The sequence below is a fragment of the Flavobacterium rarum (SeqCode) genome, assembly GCF_965234445.1.
Taxonomy (GTDB): domain Bacteria; phylum Bacteroidota; class Bacteroidia; order Flavobacteriales; family Flavobacteriaceae; genus Flavobacterium; species Flavobacterium rarum.
The window spans coordinates 333,569-351,740 of record NZ_OZ248479.1 but is presented as its reverse complement, the minus strand read 5'-3'; the positions used below and the strand labels follow the sequence as shown (position 1 = coordinate 351,740).

Here is an 18,172-nt window from a genome sequence, read left to right as displayed (position 1 = left end):
GCTCTTTTTAGAACATTAGAAACTATACTTTTTTTGAGAGGAATTGTAATGAAAAGCTGGAAATAGCTCCAAAAACTATTTTTTATTTTGATACAAAACTGGATTCAAATCATCGTCGTTGTACATTTTCATTTGTTTGTACACTTTCATGAATTTGTCTCCGTTTTCGATGTCTGTCAATAAATCTTCGATGGCCAATGACAAATCGGTTCTTTGCTCCAAAAGGATATTCAATTTTACTTGACATTTGTCTCTATGATCTTGTGAAGCTTCGACGCGAGTAGCTTCTTCGTTCATGTGGTAAATTTTTAATGCCAAGATAGACAATCTGTCAAATGCCCAAGCTGGACTTTCTGAATTGATTTTGGCATTGTCTTTTACTGCAACATGGTTGTATTTTTGAAGAAAATAACCATCTATATATTCTACCATATCGGTACGTTCTTGATTGGATGCATCGATTCTTCTTTTCAAAGTCAAAGCTGCAACAGGATCAATATTTGGATCACGAATGATATCTTCAAAATGCCATTGTACGGTGTCAATCCAATTTTTTAAATATAATAAATGCTCAAATTTATCTTTTGGAAAAGGATTATTTATAGTTTGGTCAACATTATCAAATTGATGATAATCTTTTATACTTTGTACGAATACTGAATAAGCTAATTTTGAAAACATATCTTTATGAATTTAGTAATACAAAGATACTTTTTATACTTTTATACTTTAAAAAAAAACTAAACAAATAATATTTCAAATAAAAACTACATGGAAATTCATCATTTATCAGAAAAAAATAGTGTTTTGAATCACTTTTTAAGCCAAATTCGTGATGTAAATGTTCAAAAAGACAGTATGCGTTTTAGAAGGAATATTGAGCGGATTGGTGAGATTATGGCCTATGAAATGAGTCAGTCTTTTGATTATGAACCGATAGCTGTTCCAACTCCTTTGGGTATCAAAAATACGACTAAAATTTCTGATCAATTGGTTTTGTGTTCGATCTTAAGAGCAGGATTGACTTTGCATCAAGGATTTTTAAATTATTTTGATAATGCAGAGAATGGCTTTATTTCGGCTTTTAGACATCATCCAAACCAGGATGATTATTTTGACATTCTAGTAGAATACCAAGCCATTGCCGATTTAAACGGGGCAACTGTTTTGTTACTAGATCCTATGTTGGCCACTGGGCAATCTATAGTAGCAGTTTTTAACAAATTAATGGAAAGAGGAACGCCCAAAGAAATTCATTTAGCAGTGATTATAGCTGCTCCAGAGGGTATTTCCTTTTTAGAAAAAAATCTGCCATCAAACTGTCATTTATGGATAGCGTCATTGGATGAAAGACTAAACGAAAAAAGTTATATCATTCCAGGACTGGGAGATGCTGGAGATTTGGCTTATGGAAACAAACTATAATTGAGAGAAAAAACAAAACATACTACAAGCTAAAAGGACAAACATAACGATTTCTTCTTTTAGTTTGGGTTGTGCTATTTCGATGTGACATGTTGCCATCATTGCTAATGGAGCAAAAGTAAAAACCAATAAATCGTTGCTTTTGTTTGCAGACAAAACAAAAACTAATAATCCAATAAAAAAAGCAGCAATCACTTTTTTAAAGGAGGAAAGCAAAACTAAAGGTCTGCTTGATAAGGAAGAAAACATAGATATTACAAAAAACAAAGCAACTGTAATGTAAATGGAGAACGCTGCATTTTGATAATTATTTGTAAAATAATCAATATTAAAATCGGTTTTGCAATTTGCATATAAAAAAGCTATGCTATCAATATTAAAAATCATAGCGCATAAAAGAAATAAAATGGAAACAGCAAAAAAAGCAACAAACGGAACAATCCAGTTTCTATAATCACGAGAAACATGAAAAATTATAGAAATAAAAACTAAAAGGATATATAAAATACTCCAAAATTGAAATAAAGCGGCTATAAAAATCCACAATGAAGCATCAAAAATTTTCTCTTTTGTTTCTTTTAAAGTCTGCAAAGAAATCAATCTTCGCAATGCCATTAAAATAAAAAAATTGGAAAGAATTAAATTAGTATCGTCCAATAAAGAAGGAAAAAAAATCAACAACAAAAAATAAAAAAAAGCTACGTATGTACTGTCCCTACTCAGTCCATTGCGTTTTGAAATAAAACTAGTTAAGAAAACACTACCTAGCAAAAGACACAATAATCCTATTTTTTGAAGAATAGAAATAATGGAATTTGTCCAAGATAAAACTTGAATTTGATATAGAAAAAAGAAAACCAGTATTAAAATAACTACCAAAGTAAAATTTAATGGTGTAGATTTTTTAAAAACACTTGTTATCATAAGGATATTTTATACTTTTGTGACTGTAAATATAATACTTGTTTAAAAAGGAATGGAGATAGATTAAAAAAGATTCATTAGAAATTTTTTTTTTTACAATTCTAATTTCCGAAAAATAAAATAATAAAATAAAAAATAGAGATTATGACATCATTTTTTGAAGGAATACAGTACTTATTTGTAAATATATTATTCGCTCCTCTTGACTTTTTACGTTCATTAGAGCTTAAATCTTGGTTTGGTGCCAACACTATCAATTGGGTCTTTATGATCATTTGTGCTGCTGCTATGGTATATTGGATTAAACAATTGAAATTGCAAAAAGAAAACGGAGAAGAGTTTCAAGATACAACTGCTCATTCTTTTTTGAAATAATATCATCGAAGACAGCAAGATTATTAGACTTCTTAGATTTTTAGACTATTTAGATTATAACTTTTCTAAAATGTCCAAAAATCTAAGAAGTCTTTTTTTTCTAGATCAAATCAAATCCAATATCTTTTCTAAAATTCATTTTGTCAAAATGCAATTGATTTACATTCTTGTATGATTTATCCAAAGCTTCTTGAAAATTATCTCCATAAGAAGTAATGGCCATTACTCTTCCACCATTGCTTACTACATTACCATCATTCAATTTAGTTCCTGCGTGAAAAACAATAGAGTCAGTAACGCTTTCTAGACCCGTAATTATTTTTCCTTTTTCAAAATCTTCGGGATAACCTCCTGATACAATCATTACTGTAGTGGCGCTTCTTTCATCTATTTCAAGATTGAATTCGTCCAATTTTTCATTGGCAACAGCCAAAAACAATTCCACTAAGTCTGATTTTAATCTAGGAACCACTACTTCGGTTTCTGGATCACCCATTCTCACGTTGTATTCAATAACAATCGGTTCGTTATTGACATTGATTAATCCGATAAACACAAAACCTTTATATGGGATTCCGTCTTTTTGAAAACCTTCGATTGTTGGTTTTACAATGCGGGTTTCTATTTTTTCCATCAAAACAGCGTCTACGTAAGGAACTGGAGAAACTGCTCCCATTCCACCTGTATTCAATCCTATATCGCCTTCCCCTATTCGTTTGTAATCTTTGGCTGTTGGTAAAATTTTATAGCTTTTACCATCCGTCAATACAAAACAGCTTAACTCTATACCGTCCAGAAATTCTTCAATAACCACTTTGGAACTTGCAGCACCAAATTTTTGATGAACTAGCATGTTTCTTAATTCTTCTTGAGCTTCGGCCAAATCTTGAATAATTAAAACTCCTTTTCCTGCAGCCAAACCATCCGCTTTTAATACATACGGAGGTTGCAATGTTTCTAGAAATTTGCATCCATTTTCAACCGTTTCGGCAGTAAAACTATCATAAGCCGCTGTTGGAATGTTGTGTTTCATCAAAAATTCTTTGGCAAACTCTTTACTTCCTTCTAATGTTGCTCCAATTTTTGAAGGACCAATTACCGGTATATTTTTTAATTCTTGATCGTTTAGGAAAAAATCATAAATCCCTTTTACCAAAGGATCTTCTGGTCCAACCACTACCATTTCTATATTTTCTTGGAGCACCAATGCTTTTATGGAATCAAAATCGGTGGCGCTGATATCAATGTTTTTTGCAATTTGAGCAGTACCTGCGTTTCCTGGTGCTACAAAAAGGGTGTCACAAAGAGGACTTTGAATCATTTTCCAAGCAAAAGCGTGTTCTCTTCCTCCCGATCCTAGTAATAAAATATTCATGATGTAGTTATTTTAGTTGCATTGCTGTCTTTTGACAGACGGTGCAAAAATAATTGCTTTTGAACGTAAAAAATAATTATATATCAAAAAGTTGTAACTAAATCACCAATAGTTGTGGCTAAATATTATTTTTGATGAAATTTAGCCAACCAATGTTAAAATTATTCGACCTAACCCTCCTAATAAACGGTTTCCCTATGCAGGAAGCCAAAGTTGAATTGCAAAATATTCTTGCGATTCCTGAGGAAAACTATGGCCGTTTTATCGAACAAAAAAAAGCGGAAATTGTCCATTTTCACCTCAACAATAATCCGTTTTACAGAGAATTGGTCGGTTCAGACTCTTTTGCAAATTGGTCTGATTTACCCATTTTGAATAAGAAAAACTTACAGAAGCCTTTGAAGGAGAGACTTTCTTTGGGTTATACTGAAAAATCCGTCTATCTCAATAAAACATCGGGTTCTAGCGGACATCCTTTTGTTTTTTGCAAAGACAAATATTGTCATGCGCTAACTTGGGCATCCAATATTTATCGTTTTGGCTGGTATGGAATTGATTTTAACACTTCTTATCAAGCGCGATTTTATGGTATTCCGATGGATTTTATTGGAAACAAAAAAGAAAGATTCAAGGATTATTTGAGTCATCGGTATCGGTTTTCAATATTCGATTTATCTGACGAAGTCTTGGAGGGTTTTTTGGAACATTTTAAAACTAAGAAATTCGATTATATCAATGGTTACACCTCATCGATTGTTTTGTTTGCCAAATTTTTGCTGAAAAAAAATATTGTTTTAACAACTATTTGTCCCACTTTAAAAGTATGTATGGTCACCTCCGAAATGCTTTTTGAAGAAGACAAACTACTCTTAGAAAAACAATTTGGTATTCCTATTGTCAATGAATATGGTGCTTCAGAATTGGATTTGATTGCTTTTCAAAATCCAGACGGCCAATGGCAGGTCAACTCGGAAACGCTTTTTGTGGAAATTTTGGATGAAAATAACCAAGTGGTACCAAACGGAACTTCGGGTCGAATTGTGATTACTTCCCTCTTTAACAAAGCACATCCTTTTATTCGATATGATATTGGAGACATTGGCATATTGGATGAAAAAAGCACTTTGAAAAAACCTATTCTTAAACAATTAATTGGAAGAACTAATGATGTTGCTATTTTACCCAGTGGCAAAAAATCACCTGGATTAACGTTTTATTATGTAACCAAAAGTATCATTGAAGACGACGGAATTGTAAAAGAATTTATCATTAAACAAACCAAAATTGACCAATTTGAAGTTGAATATGTCAGTGAATCTGAATTGGATGAGAAACAAATTAAAAAAATAAATCAGGCCGTAGCTTTGTACTTGGAACCGAATCTTCACTTTACTTTTACTCGTAAAAAAACCTTGGAAAGAAGTAACCGCGGAAAATTAAAGCAATTTTCCTCTTTTTTATAATGTAAATAAAATCGTATATTGGTCGTTTAAATTGACAAACGATGAGTGAAATGTCTTTGCTTTCAGAAGAAACCATTTCAAACAAAATTTATTTTATCCGCAATCAAAAAGTCATGCTTGATCGTGATTTGGCGATACTGTACGGAATTGAAACTAAGGTTTTAAAACAAGCAGTTAAAAGAAATCTATCAAGATTCCCCGAGGATTTTATGTTTGAGCTTACTAAATCAGAGTTCGAAAATTGGAGGTCACAATTTGTGACCTCCAATTCAGATAAAATGGGTTTGCGTTATGCTCCAATGGCATTCACTGAACACGGGGTTTTGATGTTATCTAGTGTTTTGAAAAGCGATAAAGCGATTCAGACTAATATCCAAATCATGCGCATATTTACTAAAGTGAGGCAAATGTTATTGGATACCACCGAAATAAAAATTGATATCCTTCAAATTCAAAAAAAACTAGAAAATCATGATAAAAATATTGAGTTGGTTTTCTCCTATTTGGATGAATTGACTGATAGAAAAGAAAATGAAGGTGAAAGAATTAAAATTGGATATAAAAAATAGATTACGCTTGCATTTTCTTTATATAACGGGGCTTTATCAATAATTGAGTGATTAAAAATCCAATCATAATAAATAAAGAAGAAACATAACTAAACCCGTGAAAATTTCGATAAACTGCAAAATTATGTTTCAACAAATCAATCTTTGAAGCTGATAGTGAATTATCTCTAATGCGATACAAAGCCAAACTTTCGGGTACTGGTTTTGCTTTTGTTATTTTTTTTAGAATCGTAAGCCAAACCATCCAATCCTGACGTTTTCGGGTAGCTGAAATAGCAATTTTCCCAAAATAGTTTACCTCATAAATTCCTGTAAGATTACCAACATAATTGCAAAAAAACAATTGACGATAGGAGAGATTTCTTGGAGCCTCCACTCTTTTGTTTAATGCATTTCCCTCTTCATCAATACAATCATAGAAAGAAAATGTAAAGTGAGCCTTGTGCGCTTTTAAAAATTGAAGTTGCTTTTCGAGTTTTAAAGGTTTCCACAAATCATCTGCATCCAAGAACGAAATATAATCTCCTTTTGCATTAGACAATGCAGTTTCTCTGGCAATTCCCGCACCTGAATTTTTATCCAATTGAAAAAGACGAATTCTAACATCGTTTTTAATAAATTGTTGAATAACCGATACAGTCCGGTCTGAAGAACAATCATCAACAATAATCATTTCCCAATTTTGATGCGTTTGATTTTGTACCGATTGAATTGTTCCTGCAATGAATTTTTCAGAGTTGAACGAAGGAGTGATTATGGACACTAAGGCTGTTTCCATACTAATAAGCTTTTTCATCCCCTTTTAAAACATTGGAAATTGTTTTGGAAATGATTATTAAATCCAACAAAAGAGACCATTTTTCTATGTAAAAAATATCATATCGTACTCTGTTTATAATGTCTTTGTCTGTTTCGACCTCTCCACGAAAACCTTTGGTCTGAGCCAAACCGGTTATACCTGGTTTTATAAAATGACGTACCATGAATTTATCTATCCGTTCTGCATACATGTTGGTATGACTTACCATATGTGGCCTAGGACCAACCACAGACATATCTCCGATCAAAACATTAAAAAATTGAGGTAATTCGTCAATACTTGTTTTTCGGATAAATTTACCCACTTTCGTTATTCTTGAATCGTTTTTGGAAACTTGTTCAATATCTGCTAGTTCATTTATTTCCATAGACCGAAACTTTAAACAATTAAATTCTTGATTATTTAAACCATTCCTTTTTTGTATAAAAAACAAAGGCCCCTTTGAATCTATTCGAATAATAATTGCTAAAACAGGAATTAACCACGACAAAATGCCCAATATAATTACAAGAGAAAAAACAAAATCGAAAATGCGTTTGATAACTTTATGAAGGGTTTCGTCTAACGAAATTGTTCTTTGCGAAATAATTGGAATGTAATCATAATATTCGAAAACAGTATTTAACGAAAGTAGTTGTTTTTGATCTGGAATAAACTTGAGGGTTTTCAAATTATTATCGGCAAAAAAAATAAAATCTTCTATTTGTTTACTTGACAAATCGCTCATAGAACAATATATTTCGTCTATTTTATTGTCTAAAACAAACGACAAACTTTCATTAAACAACTCTAATTTACTATTTTCTACATCAAACACTTTTATTAATTTATAACCATAATCTGGATTTTCCTCAAAAAAATGTTTCAAGGGCAAAATGCTTTTGTTTTTACCAATAAGAACTACTCTTCGAAAATTGCCTCCAAAAATAATTCGGTACTTTTTAAGAAAAAAATATATAAATAATTTAAACCCAAGAATTAAAACTACTGTTGCCGTTGTAAATAAAAGTATTGAGTACAAACTATACCGGTCTGGGTAAAAATAAGCTAGTGCAAAACAACAAACGGAAAAAGCAAATGCTTGTTTCAAAGTGCAATTCAAAATAGCAATTACTTTAGTGTATCGATATACTTCATAAAAACCCAGATTTGTAGCAATTATAATCCAAGCACAACTTATAAAGAATGCGTAAAAATCTTTAAAAACAGGAATGCCCGAAAAATGAGCGGCAAAGAAATTGATAATAACCAAATCCAAAACGCGTGAAAAAGGCCTTATATAACCCGAATATCTTCCTGTTTTAGTCTTCACTAACTGATATACTTAGAGAAATCTTTGTGTTCCTCTTTGGATAGTTCTTCCTTGGATAAGGATTTGAAATAATCGTAAGTAATTTTCATTCCTTCAGCACGATTTACCTTTGCTTCCCAACCTAATAATTCCTTCGCTTTTGTAGTATCTGGTTGACGTTGCAATGGATCGTTTATGGGTAAAGGATGGTATACCACTTTTTGGTGAGTACCCGTTAATTTGATGATTTCTTCGGCAAAATCTTTGATGGTGATTTCATCAGGATTACCAATGTTTACGGGAAATACATAATCCGAATGTAACAATCTGAATATTCCTTCAACTTGATCATCTACATAACAAAAAGAACGGGTTTGCATTCCGTCTCCAAAGATGGTTAAATCTTCTCCACGAATGGCTTGCCCAATAAAAGCGGGAATAACACGTCCATCATTGAGACGCATTCTTGGACCATAGGTATTAAAAATTCGAACAATTCTGGTTTCTACTCCATGAAAAGTATGATACGCCATTGTGATGGACTCTTGAAAACGTTTGGCTTCGTCATACACTCCTCTTGGTCCAATAGTGTTTACGTTCCCGTAATATTCTTCGGTTTGGGGATGAACTAGTGGATCACCATAAACCTCGGATGTAGACGCAATAAGAATCCTTGCTTTTTTGACTCTGGCCAAACCCAATAAATTATGTGTTCCCAACGAACCTACTTTCAAGGTTTGAATTGGGATCTTGAGATAATCTATAGGACTTGCTGGTGAAGCAAAATGCAAAATATAATCTAAATTTCCTGGAACGTGCACAAACTTGGTAATGTCATGATGATAAAATTCAAAATGTTCCAGTTTGAACAAATGTTCAATATTTTTTAAATCTCCAGTAATGAGGTTATCCATTCCAATTACATGATAACCTTCTTTGATAAAACGATCGCATAAATGTGATCCTAAAAATCCTGCCGCTCCGGTGATGAGTATTCTTTTCATAGTTGATATATACAATTGTAATTAACCTATTTAATATGAACAAATGTACTAAAATATTTTACCATTTTATTTACTTATAATTGAATAACGTATAATCAATACAATAGCTTTTGTTCAAAAAACAGGAATGATCCAAAGTCTAAAAAACAGAATTATTCATTAAAAAATCGTATTTAATAAACTTTAATCTATTTTTGTCGCATTTAAAAATCAGCTATCTTGAAAGTTGTCCATATAATAGAAGCATTAGGCGGAGGCGTTTACACTTATTTTAAAGACTTGTCTTATTATTTTGGAGATGAAGAGATAACAAATGACATTTCCACATCCATTATTTATAGTGGAAATCGAAAAGAATTCAATCCCGAAAAAATTGAAACGGATTTTTCTAAAGGTGTAACTTTGATAAAAATAAATATGGTTCGCGAGTTTTCGCCTATTCAAGATTTTAAATCCATCCTTGATTTAAGAAGAGAACTTCGGAAACTAAATCCAGATGTCATTCATCTTCACTCTTCAAAAGCTGGTGTTTTGGGAAGAATTACTTGCTTTTTATTTTTAAAAAAAAGAAAAATTTTCTATACTCCACATGGATACTCTTTTTTAAGAACTGACATTTCTAATTGGACCAAAAAAATGTATTGGACTATAGAATTCCGATTTCAGCAACTATTTGGCGGTATAACGATTGCTTGTGGAGATACCGAATATGAAATAGCAAAAAAAATAGGAGAATCATATTTAATACGAAACTGTATCAATATAGAAGAGGTGAGTCAACAGTGCGTAAAACCACAAAATCAAATCTTGACGATCGGGATTGTCGCTAGAATAACAACTGCCAGAGATCCAAAACTATTCAACGCCATTGCATTACGTTTTCCACACTTTAAATTTATTTGGATAGGAGATGGTGAATTAAATTCTGTTTTAACGGCTCCCAACATAAGAATTACAGGTTGGTTCATGGATAAAAATGAAGTACTTAAAGAACTCAATTCCATAGATATTTATATCCAAACCTCTCTTTGGGAAGGGCTTCCAATAGCTGTTTTGGAAGCAATGGTAATGAAAAAACCTGTTTTAGCAACCAATATTATTGGCAATAAAGATTTAGTTGTTCACAATGAAACTGGCTTCCTTTTTAATGGAATTGAGGAACTTGACAACTTTCTGGAACTATTAAAAGACTATAAAACCCGGAATCAATTTGGAGAAAATGCTTTAAAAAGATGCCAAGATTTATTTGACAAAAACAAAAATTTCAAAGCACTAGCTGAACTTTATCAAAACTAATTTTTTGTTGTAACCAATAACTACCAAAAATAGAAATCCACAATCCACTGAAAGCAATACCGTCAAAACGCAACAAAAAATCATCTGTTAAATTGGACGTAAAAAAAAGAAAATAAAAGGACAAAACGATTGCGTTTTTTAAACTTACTCCCAAATAACCAATAGTAAAAATATAAAGCAACACCACTAAAGGTCCCAATATTCCGAATTTTATTAAAAAATCTAGAAACTGATTATGAGTCGGAAATTCATATTTTGCCAAAAATTGTTGTTTCGTATTTTTATAATATTTTACCAGTTCCGGTTTTCCATCCGAGGCTCCTACGCCAAAAAAGAGATTTTTTTGTGAAAGTTCCCAACCAGATTTCCAAATAGAAACACGAGTTACAAGGGAATTAAACACTTTGGCTTCTGGATTTTCAATTTCATCAAGTTTTCCCACTTTGTCCATATATGCAAACGTTACTGATGAGTATTTCTCTTTCATATAAGGATTGTTTTGAACAAAAATAAAAAGCACTCCACTCAATACCAAAACCAAAACAGCAAAAGTTCCCATTACTTTTTTAAAATCATATTTCCGAATCACTTCACCGAAAAAAACCAATGCAAATCCCACCAAAACATTGATCAAAGCCATTCTTGTATTTACAAAAAGAACAAAGAAAAAGGAAAGTATAAAAACAATAATACTGCTCATTTTAAGCATTGGCTTTTCTTTTAATCGAAACCCTTCAAAAACAAAAAAAAGACAGCTAACGGACACAAAAGCCAAATGCATATTTAATGCCGGAGCATGTATCCCAACACTATTTGAAAATTGATATCCCATTTCCCATAAGTCATTTCCATTTAAGTATTTATAAATTAATTCAGGATAACAAATAATAAATCGAATGAAGAAAAAAAGAATGATAATCGTAGTTATTATGGTATAAAACCGAAGGATTCTAAGAAATTGAACCCTTTGATAATTCCCTAAAATAAAAACTGGAAAAACGAGAAGAGAACTGTATTTCTCTAATGATTTTAATCCTTTATCAAAAGAGTCATTGTTCCAAAACATGATAATTTCTAATAGCAAAGGAGAAGCAATAAACACAGCTAAAATCAAGGATTGCCTAGAAAAATGCATTTTTTTGATAAAAATTAAATTGAAGGCCGCAAACAATACAATCAAAAGTGTGCATGGTTTTCTAAAAATCATTGTAATGGCCAGCAATACCAGAAAACCGTTGAAAATTTTATTGAAGTTTTTTTCTGAAATGGTCATAGTATAAAGCATAATAAATTAGAGGAAAAACACCAATTTTGTGTCGGACAGCCGACCCCAAATCGGGTTCGAAAACACCTTGAATAATAAAAAAGGCAAATAAAATAAGTAAAACCCAAAGTTCATTTTTGTGCGTATCTCTCGCAGCAATACATCTTGAAAATCGGACAAGAAGAATATAAAACAAAAAAAGCTGCCAGATAACAAATACCAAGATTTGGGGAGAAAAAATATGCTTGAATCCGTTGAGCGGAACATTTACAGAGAAAAACCCATAAACTATACCAATCGTTTCACCATACCAAGTATCTGGTTTCACTGGCGATATAATACTGGAATTGGCATCTGCAGATCCTAGTCTAGAACTGTTGACTACTTCTCTACTGACTTCCGAGAAATAATGACCTGAAACAACTCCAAAACACAATGATAAAAAGATGGCGATTAATAATCCGTAAAAAACAGTCATCAGAGTCTTGTTCTTAAAATTCACACAGCTTGCACCAAACATAACGGTGGCAATAATTGGTATCAGAAAAAAATAAGGCCGAAAAAAAACACCGAAAAAAGCCAGTAAAAATAAAGATGAAAAAAGTGCAGTATGAAATGTAATCTTCTTGTTTATAAATTGAAAAACAATCAGAGAAACAAACAAATAGGTAATAAATTCTTTGGATGGCATGGACATAAAAATGGCAATCATTAGGATTCCCAAATAAACAAGCACATTTTTTACGTTTATTTTTTGGAAATCAGCAGGAATTCCTATTGCATACAGCACATACATCAAAATTGGGAATTGTATCAATCCGACTATAGGAAAAGGCAAATACCGCAAACCTGTTATCTTATAAAACAAAATGGTAAGCGGGTAACTCCCGAAAAAACCTATTTCGTTGCCTTTGTCTAATGCAATAACCACAGCATCATAAAAAAAATGTTTTGGTAAAACATAAAAAGAAAAAATAGAAACAAATAAGAATAAAACCGAAAGTAATAAAAATGTAGCTTTGCTTCTTTGAATTAAAAATGTCTTCATTTAAAACAATAATTGAGTTAACTATTAACTAGTTTAATAATCTATATTTTTTATACATATTGGTTTTTAATCTATAAATATTTAAAAAAAAAGGTAAAAATCTAAAAGGCAAAAATTTATAAAAATACATAACTTTATTTACTTTAATGTTTTGCTCTTTTTGTATCAAATACTTCCAAGAAACTAAATCTTTCCATATTAAATTCCTGTTTTTAACAGACAATAAATAGTAATCCTTTAAAATAACAACGTAATTACAAGCCCAATAATTTTGAGAAGATTGATTCAAAATATCTGAATCAAATTGTTTTATTTTTAACCCCTCTTTTACCATTTCATACACATCCATAATATGTTTTTCACTCACTGAAGCAGTAATAGATCCAATTCTTCCTTGTCTATATACATAAAATGATTTTGAATAAATAGTAAATGTATCAATACAATTAAGTAACTTTCCACACCACTCAATATCTTCCGATTTTCTGCCTAAAGGAAAGTATAACTCATTATTTAATAAAATTGATTTCTTAATAATTTTATCCCAAGCACAAGCCACAAATAAATCAAAATAAATTAATTGCAAAACTTCTTTTTTAAAATCTCCAGATTTCTGTTTTAAAAAATTTTGATTGTATTTACACTTTACATCATTAGTAGAAAAAAAACGACTTTCTTCGTGTATTATAATATCTGGATCTGATTCCTTAATTAATTCATTTATTTCCCTTAAAACCTTAACTCCGACCCAATAATCATCACTATCCGTGAAAATAATGTAATCTCCTTTACATTTCTGTAAGGCAACATTTCTGGCATCGGATAAACCTCCATTTTCCTTGTTTACTAATACTATCTTAGTCGATCTGTTTTTATAAAAAGTACAAATTTCCGGAGAGGAATCTGTAGATCCATCATTTACCAAAATGATCTCAAAATCGTTATACATTTGACATAAAATACTGTCTAAACATTGTTTAAGATAATTCTCAACATTATAAACCGGAACAATAATACTAAAAAAAACGTCTTTATCCTGATTATACATTTCTTTTACTTTTTTAATTAATTCAAAAAAACGTTTACTTTATCCTTTTTATAAATCACAATGGCTGTAATCCCATTCCAAAAAAAGGAACTAACCACAAATGCTGTTGCAGCTCCAACCATTCCATATTGTGGTATTAACACTCTATTCAGAATAAAATTTATTAGCACTGCAACAATCAAAATAATTTGAAAAATATGCTGTCTCCCAGTCATATTCAAATAAACGGGTGCCGTTCCAAAAGCGGAACAAATTCCTTGACCAATAATTAAAATCAGTAAAGCATCCTTGGCGGCCACGTATCCTTTTCCAAAAAAACCTAAAATAAACTCCGAAAAAAAACAAATGAGAAGTACTGCAGGAAAAGTCAATAGAAATATTAAACGAGACGCGTATTGAATTGTTTTGACCAAATCTGCTTTATTTTTACTAAAAAAATATTCGGCTATTTTGGTTGAAACTGTAATGTTAACAGTTATAATGACCATAGAAAGAATTGTCATTAATTTTATCGCTACTGAATAAAAAGCAACAGTAGAATCATCTCTGTATTTTTTTAAAAAAAGAATATCAAAACTCATCAATAAAAAAAAAGCCATACCGCTAATAGCGATAGGATAAGATTTGATGAAAATTTCTATATAATTAAAATCCTTAGCCTTAGTTTCAATTTTAGCTTTGCTGAAATAAATAAAAAGCATACTAGTTGTAATAATAGAAAGAACAACAAAACCCATCAAGAAAACGGCAACCAAATAAGACATTTCATTAAGATAATACAACAAAAATGACCCAACTATTAAAGGAATGTATTTGATGGTATTTCTAAAAAGTTCTGCAACATAAAAATGATCCAATGCCCGAAAAACTTCCGTATTCAAAGTCGTTAATCCATAAAAAAATAGGACCATTGTTGCTTTTAAAAGAATATTGTAAACTCCAGCATCCGAAAAATAATTGTTCACAAGTTGTTCATCAATACACAAAAAAAATAAAAAGAATAGGATTGACATCAACAATAATAATCCAACCATTTTAGCATATACTTTTTTGATTCCTTCTAAAGTGTTTGTAGCACCAAGCCTTCCTTTAAAATACAAAATAGACTGATCAAATCCCAACAAACATATACTTCCGATTACAAGAAGAAATGAACGGGTAAAATCATATTGACCAACAATTTTTGGGGGAAATGTTTTGGTAAGAAATACGGTGAATCCAAAAAGCGTTATTACACCTAATACTCTCAAAAACAAAGTTACTAAGCTTTGTTGAACAAAAGAATTTTTGCAGATTTTTAATAGTTGATTCCGTATGTTTTTTAACATAATTTTGTCTCCATTCTCATTATTTATTCCAAACTTGAATTGGCTTTAAGAGATTGTTTTTTATAAAAAGAAATAAAAAAACTAAATAAAACAAAGAGTCCAACGAACACAATTGGAAGTATAAAAATCGATTTCCCTTTTAAAATTTTACTGCTTTTTACATTCAAAACCATTCCCATTTCTTTAATGGTATTGTTGGTATTGTATTTTTTTAATTTTAATTTATTTAATTCGCCTGACAAAGAATCTTTCATTTTAATTACTGCATCCAAATTCAAATTCTCATTATAATAGACCAAGTTTTTATTAGTAATCTGGATTTCATTTACACTAGAAAATCTATTTAAAATTCTATCGATCTGAAGAATTGTTGCTTCTTTTCCCTTTATATTATTTTGAATATTTTGAGCATTTAATTTATTGTATCCATCATAATAGGTGCTTTTATTCAAATATTTTAAAAGTGGTTCGATCGTTTTTTGAGGAGAAACGATTCTCTTGGTAGTTATAATGATAGTATGAAGATCATAGTTTTTGCTGGTTGTTACTTCTTTAACAATCGATTTAAGATCGTCATTCTGTGCCATCAATTGCAATAATTCCATATTTTTATCATCCTTATTCATCAAATTATACACATCCACAATAGGTTTTACAGAAATGGTCAGTAAATCAGATGGATTTTGAATCCCAATAGATTTCAAAAATAAAGTGTCTTTTATTGCCAATTTAGAAGCTAAAAGTTCCACCTTGGAGTACAAATAATCCGTCGACTTAAAATTTGGAGTAACTATGATTTTTTGTTCATAGCTACAACTAACTTTATCAAGAAAAATACCAACGCCAACGCCAACAACGACCAAAACAACCACAACAATCGCATTTTTTACAAAAAACCGAATGATTTTAAACAGCAAAGTATTAATCCACTCGAAGAAATCCCCTATTCTGCTAAAAACAGTCAGTAAGTCAATTTCTGGATTCTCTGGATTATTGTCTTTTTGTACACTCATACTGTATTGTTATTTTATATTAAAAATTTGTTCTAATATTTTAATGGTAATCAAATAGGTAGGTTTCACTCCAGTAGTTCCCAACCCGCCTGATGCCAATGTGCTACCGGTTTCCAAAGGATTGTCCGAAGCATAATAAGCATAACGCACTTTGATATCGTGAGGAACGCTTTTTCTGATTTTTGAGGCCGATTGAATGGCTTTTTGGTAATAGGAACCTTCCATTTCCAGACCAATAATACCCCAAGTCGATTCATGAAAGAACTTTAATAAATCTCTGTTTTGCAAAGATGTCCCTAGAACGGTAACCATTGGTCCAGCAAAAACAGCAATGTCATTGCCTTCGAACATGTCTGCAGTTAATTCGTTTTTAAAGAAATAATTGTCGGCTGTTCCTTCATTGATATGGGCATTCGGAATCATAATGTCTCCCTTTCCACCTTCCAAAATTCCTGCTTTCCCCATAATCGAAACCGATTTTACATTGAGTAAGGTATCTTTTTTATACGGTTTCAATAACTCGTCTATTGTTTCATAAGCCTGTTCTCCAAAGGCGTAATCCATAACAATAAGTACGGGCTTTTTATCGCCTAAATCTGCTTTTGGAAAAGATGTTTTAGACCAATCAATTTTGGCTGTATCAAAAATTTGAACATCTATATTGGTTCCCGAAGTATCCGGTAAGGAAAACATTCCTTGTTTCAAGGCAACGGCTTCTACTTGATTGCGAACTTCATGCGCTCCCGATTTACTCAATTCTTCATAAATAAAGAAATCTGACTTGTCCTTGAATTTTGTTTTCAAAATGGGAGTGGCAAAAATAGAATTCATCACAGAGTGCATGTTGGCACTAATCACGTGAATCGGTCGATCCAAAAGCTGATTGGCTTTCAAAACTTCCTTAATGTTGGTTGCCCAAATTTCTCCGTGAATATGATGTCCCAAACGCTCACGCAAAATAGGACTGAAGGTAATAGTTCTTTTATTACTGTCAATAACTTCTTCAATAGCTAGTTTACCCAACCAATAAATCACGTGCAAAAATCGATCCGGTGCAGCTTCATTTCCAAAGGAATCATAAATATCCAAAACTTCTTCGAAAGTTCTTCCCAGAATATTGGCTGCGTGAGAAATGGCTTTCTCTTTTTCTACCAAAGTCAATTTTTTACTTTGTGATACTGCGATTTCCAGTTTTGTCCAATCACGGGAAACCTCTCCCGCATCGTCCAATAAAACTCTGTTTCTGATTTTGTGTGATTCTATGAAAATAAACGTCAAATGTGTCAGAATATCATAAATGTCTGATCGCCCACGAGTGATTTCCACATTCATTTGTTCCTCATCAATTCTGTAACAATTGCGACGTCTTTTTGGAGGAACAATTGCTTTGAAATGCGATTTGGAATACCCTTCATCCGAAGTTAAATTAATAAAACGGCACTCTTCAATTCCAACAGGAAGACGTTCAATAACGTACAAAAGCCCGTTTAATTCGACTTTTTCTTCGGCTATATTTCCATATATTTCGGGTCTTAAGGCCAATAGCGCTTCTCTTAAAGTGTCACCAGAAATTCCCATCGGTTTGTAAAATCCTCTGTTGAAAAGATGGCGCATCGTAATGTACATTTTTTCAATAGCCGCTGATGATTCTTGTGCTCTGGATCTGGATATATTTTTAGTCTCTTTCATATATGTAAATTTTATTTGTCAGCAGTCATATATGGTATCGCCTTTTTTATTTATTGGTTTTTGCTTGCGCAAACTACTTTTTAGTGGCGATTTCATTTTTTATAACTTTATAATGCTCAAATGTAAGGATTTTGTTCATTTCTTTAATATTATAGAATTGTAACTGTTTTAATTCTTCCATAAAATCAAAACTTTTAATGCAACTCTTGAAATATCCTTGTGCTTTTTTGAAACAATTAA

17 protein-coding genes are annotated in these 18,172 nt (G+C 31.5%); 5 read left to right on the top strand and 12 right to left on the bottom strand.

The genetic code is table 11. The features are described from left to right. Positions 1 to 75 precede the first annotated feature (75 nt). Entirely contained in the window at positions 76 to 681 is a 606-nt protein-coding gene (locus AC8GF4_RS01380) for a DUF4254 domain-containing protein (protein WP_506592045.1), read from the bottom strand. Between the two features lie 90 nt (positions 682 to 771). Here AC8GF4_RS01380 and upp point away from each other — a divergent pair, with 90 nt between their 5' ends. Beyond that, positions 772 to 1,425, top strand: a complete 654-nt coding sequence (gene upp / locus AC8GF4_RS01375) for a uracil phosphoribosyltransferase (RefSeq protein ID WP_506592043.1) — start codon at positions 772 to 774, stop codon at positions 1,423 to 1,425. On the opposite strand, the gene AC8GF4_RS01370 is transcribed toward upp, so the two are convergent. Beyond that, entirely contained in the window at positions 1,420 to 2,349 is a 930-nt protein-coding gene (locus AC8GF4_RS01370; RefSeq protein WP_506592041.1) for a DUF6427 family protein, read from the bottom strand. The genes upp and AC8GF4_RS01370 overlap by 6 nt on opposite strands. A gap of 144 nt (positions 2,350 to 2,493) precedes the next feature. On the opposite strand from AC8GF4_RS01370, the gene AC8GF4_RS01365 reads away from it, so the two are divergent. After that, positions 2,494 to 2,724: a DUF6341 family protein gene (locus AC8GF4_RS01365; protein WP_506592039.1), complete on the top strand. Its 231-nt coding sequence runs from the start codon at positions 2,494 to 2,496 to the stop codon at positions 2,722 to 2,724. A 100-nt stretch (positions 2,725 to 2,824) separates the two neighbouring features. Here AC8GF4_RS01365 and purD read toward each other — a convergent pair whose 3' ends face one another. Continuing rightward, on the bottom strand, positions 2,825 to 4,099 hold the full coding sequence (gene purD, locus AC8GF4_RS01360; RefSeq protein ID WP_506592037.1) for a phosphoribosylamine--glycine ligase: 1,275 nt from the start codon (positions 4,097 to 4,099) through the stop codon (positions 2,825 to 2,827). A 152-nt stretch (positions 4,100 to 4,251) separates the two neighbouring features. Between purD and AC8GF4_RS01355 the strand changes: the two genes are divergently transcribed. Further along, positions 4,252 to 5,562, top strand: a complete 1,311-nt coding sequence (locus tag AC8GF4_RS01355) for a phenylacetate--CoA ligase family protein (protein WP_506592802.1) — start codon at positions 4,252 to 4,254, stop codon at positions 5,560 to 5,562. A gap of 41 nt (positions 5,563 to 5,603) precedes the next feature. Beyond that, the gene (locus AC8GF4_RS01350; protein ID WP_506592035.1) at positions 5,604 to 6,131 is read left to right on the top strand and encodes an ORF6N domain-containing protein; all 528 of its coding nucleotides are present in this window, start codon (positions 5,604 to 5,606) and stop codon (positions 6,129 to 6,131) included. Between the two features lies 1 nt (position 6,132). On the opposite strand, the gene AC8GF4_RS01345 is transcribed toward AC8GF4_RS01350, so the two are convergent. The 3 genes from AC8GF4_RS01345 to AC8GF4_RS01335 are packed head-to-tail and all read right to left on the bottom strand — an operon-like array spanning position 6,133 to position 9,246. Further along, positions 6,133 to 6,909 carry a glycosyltransferase family 2 protein gene (locus tag AC8GF4_RS01345; protein ID WP_506592033.1) on the bottom strand — a complete coding sequence of 259 codons (777 nt, stop codon included), beginning with the start codon at positions 6,907 to 6,909 and terminating at the stop codon, positions 6,133 to 6,135. Position 6,910: 1 nt separating this feature from the next. Then, a complete protein-coding gene (locus AC8GF4_RS01340; RefSeq protein ID WP_506592031.1) occupies positions 6,911 to 8,263 on the bottom strand; it encodes an exopolysaccharide biosynthesis polyprenyl glycosylphosphotransferase in 1,353 nt (450 codons plus the stop codon). Beyond that, positions 8,263 to 9,246, bottom strand: a complete 984-nt coding sequence (locus tag AC8GF4_RS01335; RefSeq protein ID WP_506592029.1) for a UDP-glucuronic acid decarboxylase family protein — start codon at positions 9,244 to 9,246, stop codon at positions 8,263 to 8,265. Before AC8GF4_RS01335 ends, AC8GF4_RS01340 begins: the two co-directional genes overlap by 1 nt. Positions 9,247 to 9,465: 219 nt before the next feature. On the opposite strand from AC8GF4_RS01335, the gene AC8GF4_RS01330 reads away from it, so the two are divergent. Then, positions 9,466 to 10,542: a glycosyltransferase gene (locus AC8GF4_RS01330; RefSeq protein WP_506592027.1), complete on the top strand. Its 1,077-nt coding sequence runs from the start codon at positions 9,466 to 9,468 to the stop codon at positions 10,540 to 10,542. Here the strand turns inward: AC8GF4_RS01330 and AC8GF4_RS01325 are convergent. The 6 genes from AC8GF4_RS01325 to AC8GF4_RS01300 all read right to left on the bottom strand — a co-directional run bounded on the left by AC8GF4_RS01325 (position 10,511) and on the right by AC8GF4_RS01300 (position 17,932). Then, a complete protein-coding gene (locus AC8GF4_RS01325; protein WP_506592025.1) occupies positions 10,511 to 11,677 on the bottom strand; it encodes an O-antigen ligase family protein in 1,167 nt (388 codons plus the stop codon). The two genes, AC8GF4_RS01330 and AC8GF4_RS01325, sit on opposite strands and share 32 nt — an antisense overlap. Positions 11,678 to 11,786: 109 nt before the next feature. Beyond that, positions 11,787 to 12,854, bottom strand: a complete 1,068-nt coding sequence (locus AC8GF4_RS01320; protein WP_506592023.1) for a hypothetical protein — start codon at positions 12,852 to 12,854, stop codon at positions 11,787 to 11,789. 28 nt (positions 12,855 to 12,882) lie between these two features. After that, on the bottom strand, positions 12,883 to 13,902 hold the full coding sequence (locus AC8GF4_RS01315; protein ID WP_506592021.1) for a glycosyltransferase family 2 protein: 1,020 nt from the start codon (positions 13,900 to 13,902) through the stop codon (positions 12,883 to 12,885). Between the two features lie 17 nt (positions 13,903 to 13,919). Then, complete coding sequence (locus tag AC8GF4_RS01310; protein ID WP_506592019.1) at positions 13,920 to 15,230, bottom strand: MATE family efflux transporter; 1,311 nt, start codon at positions 15,228 to 15,230, stop codon at positions 13,920 to 13,922. Positions 15,231 to 15,253: 23 nt separating this feature from the next. Continuing rightward, positions 15,254 to 16,243, bottom strand: coding sequence for a hypothetical protein (locus AC8GF4_RS01305; protein ID WP_506592017.1), 990 nt, complete (start codon positions 16,241 to 16,243; stop codon positions 15,254 to 15,256). A gap of 9 nt (positions 16,244 to 16,252) precedes the next feature. Next, positions 16,253 to 17,932, bottom strand: a complete 1,680-nt coding sequence (locus AC8GF4_RS01300) for a DUF6909 family protein (protein ID WP_506592015.1) — start codon at positions 17,930 to 17,932, stop codon at positions 16,253 to 16,255. Positions 17,933 to 18,172: the final 240 nt, after the last annotated feature.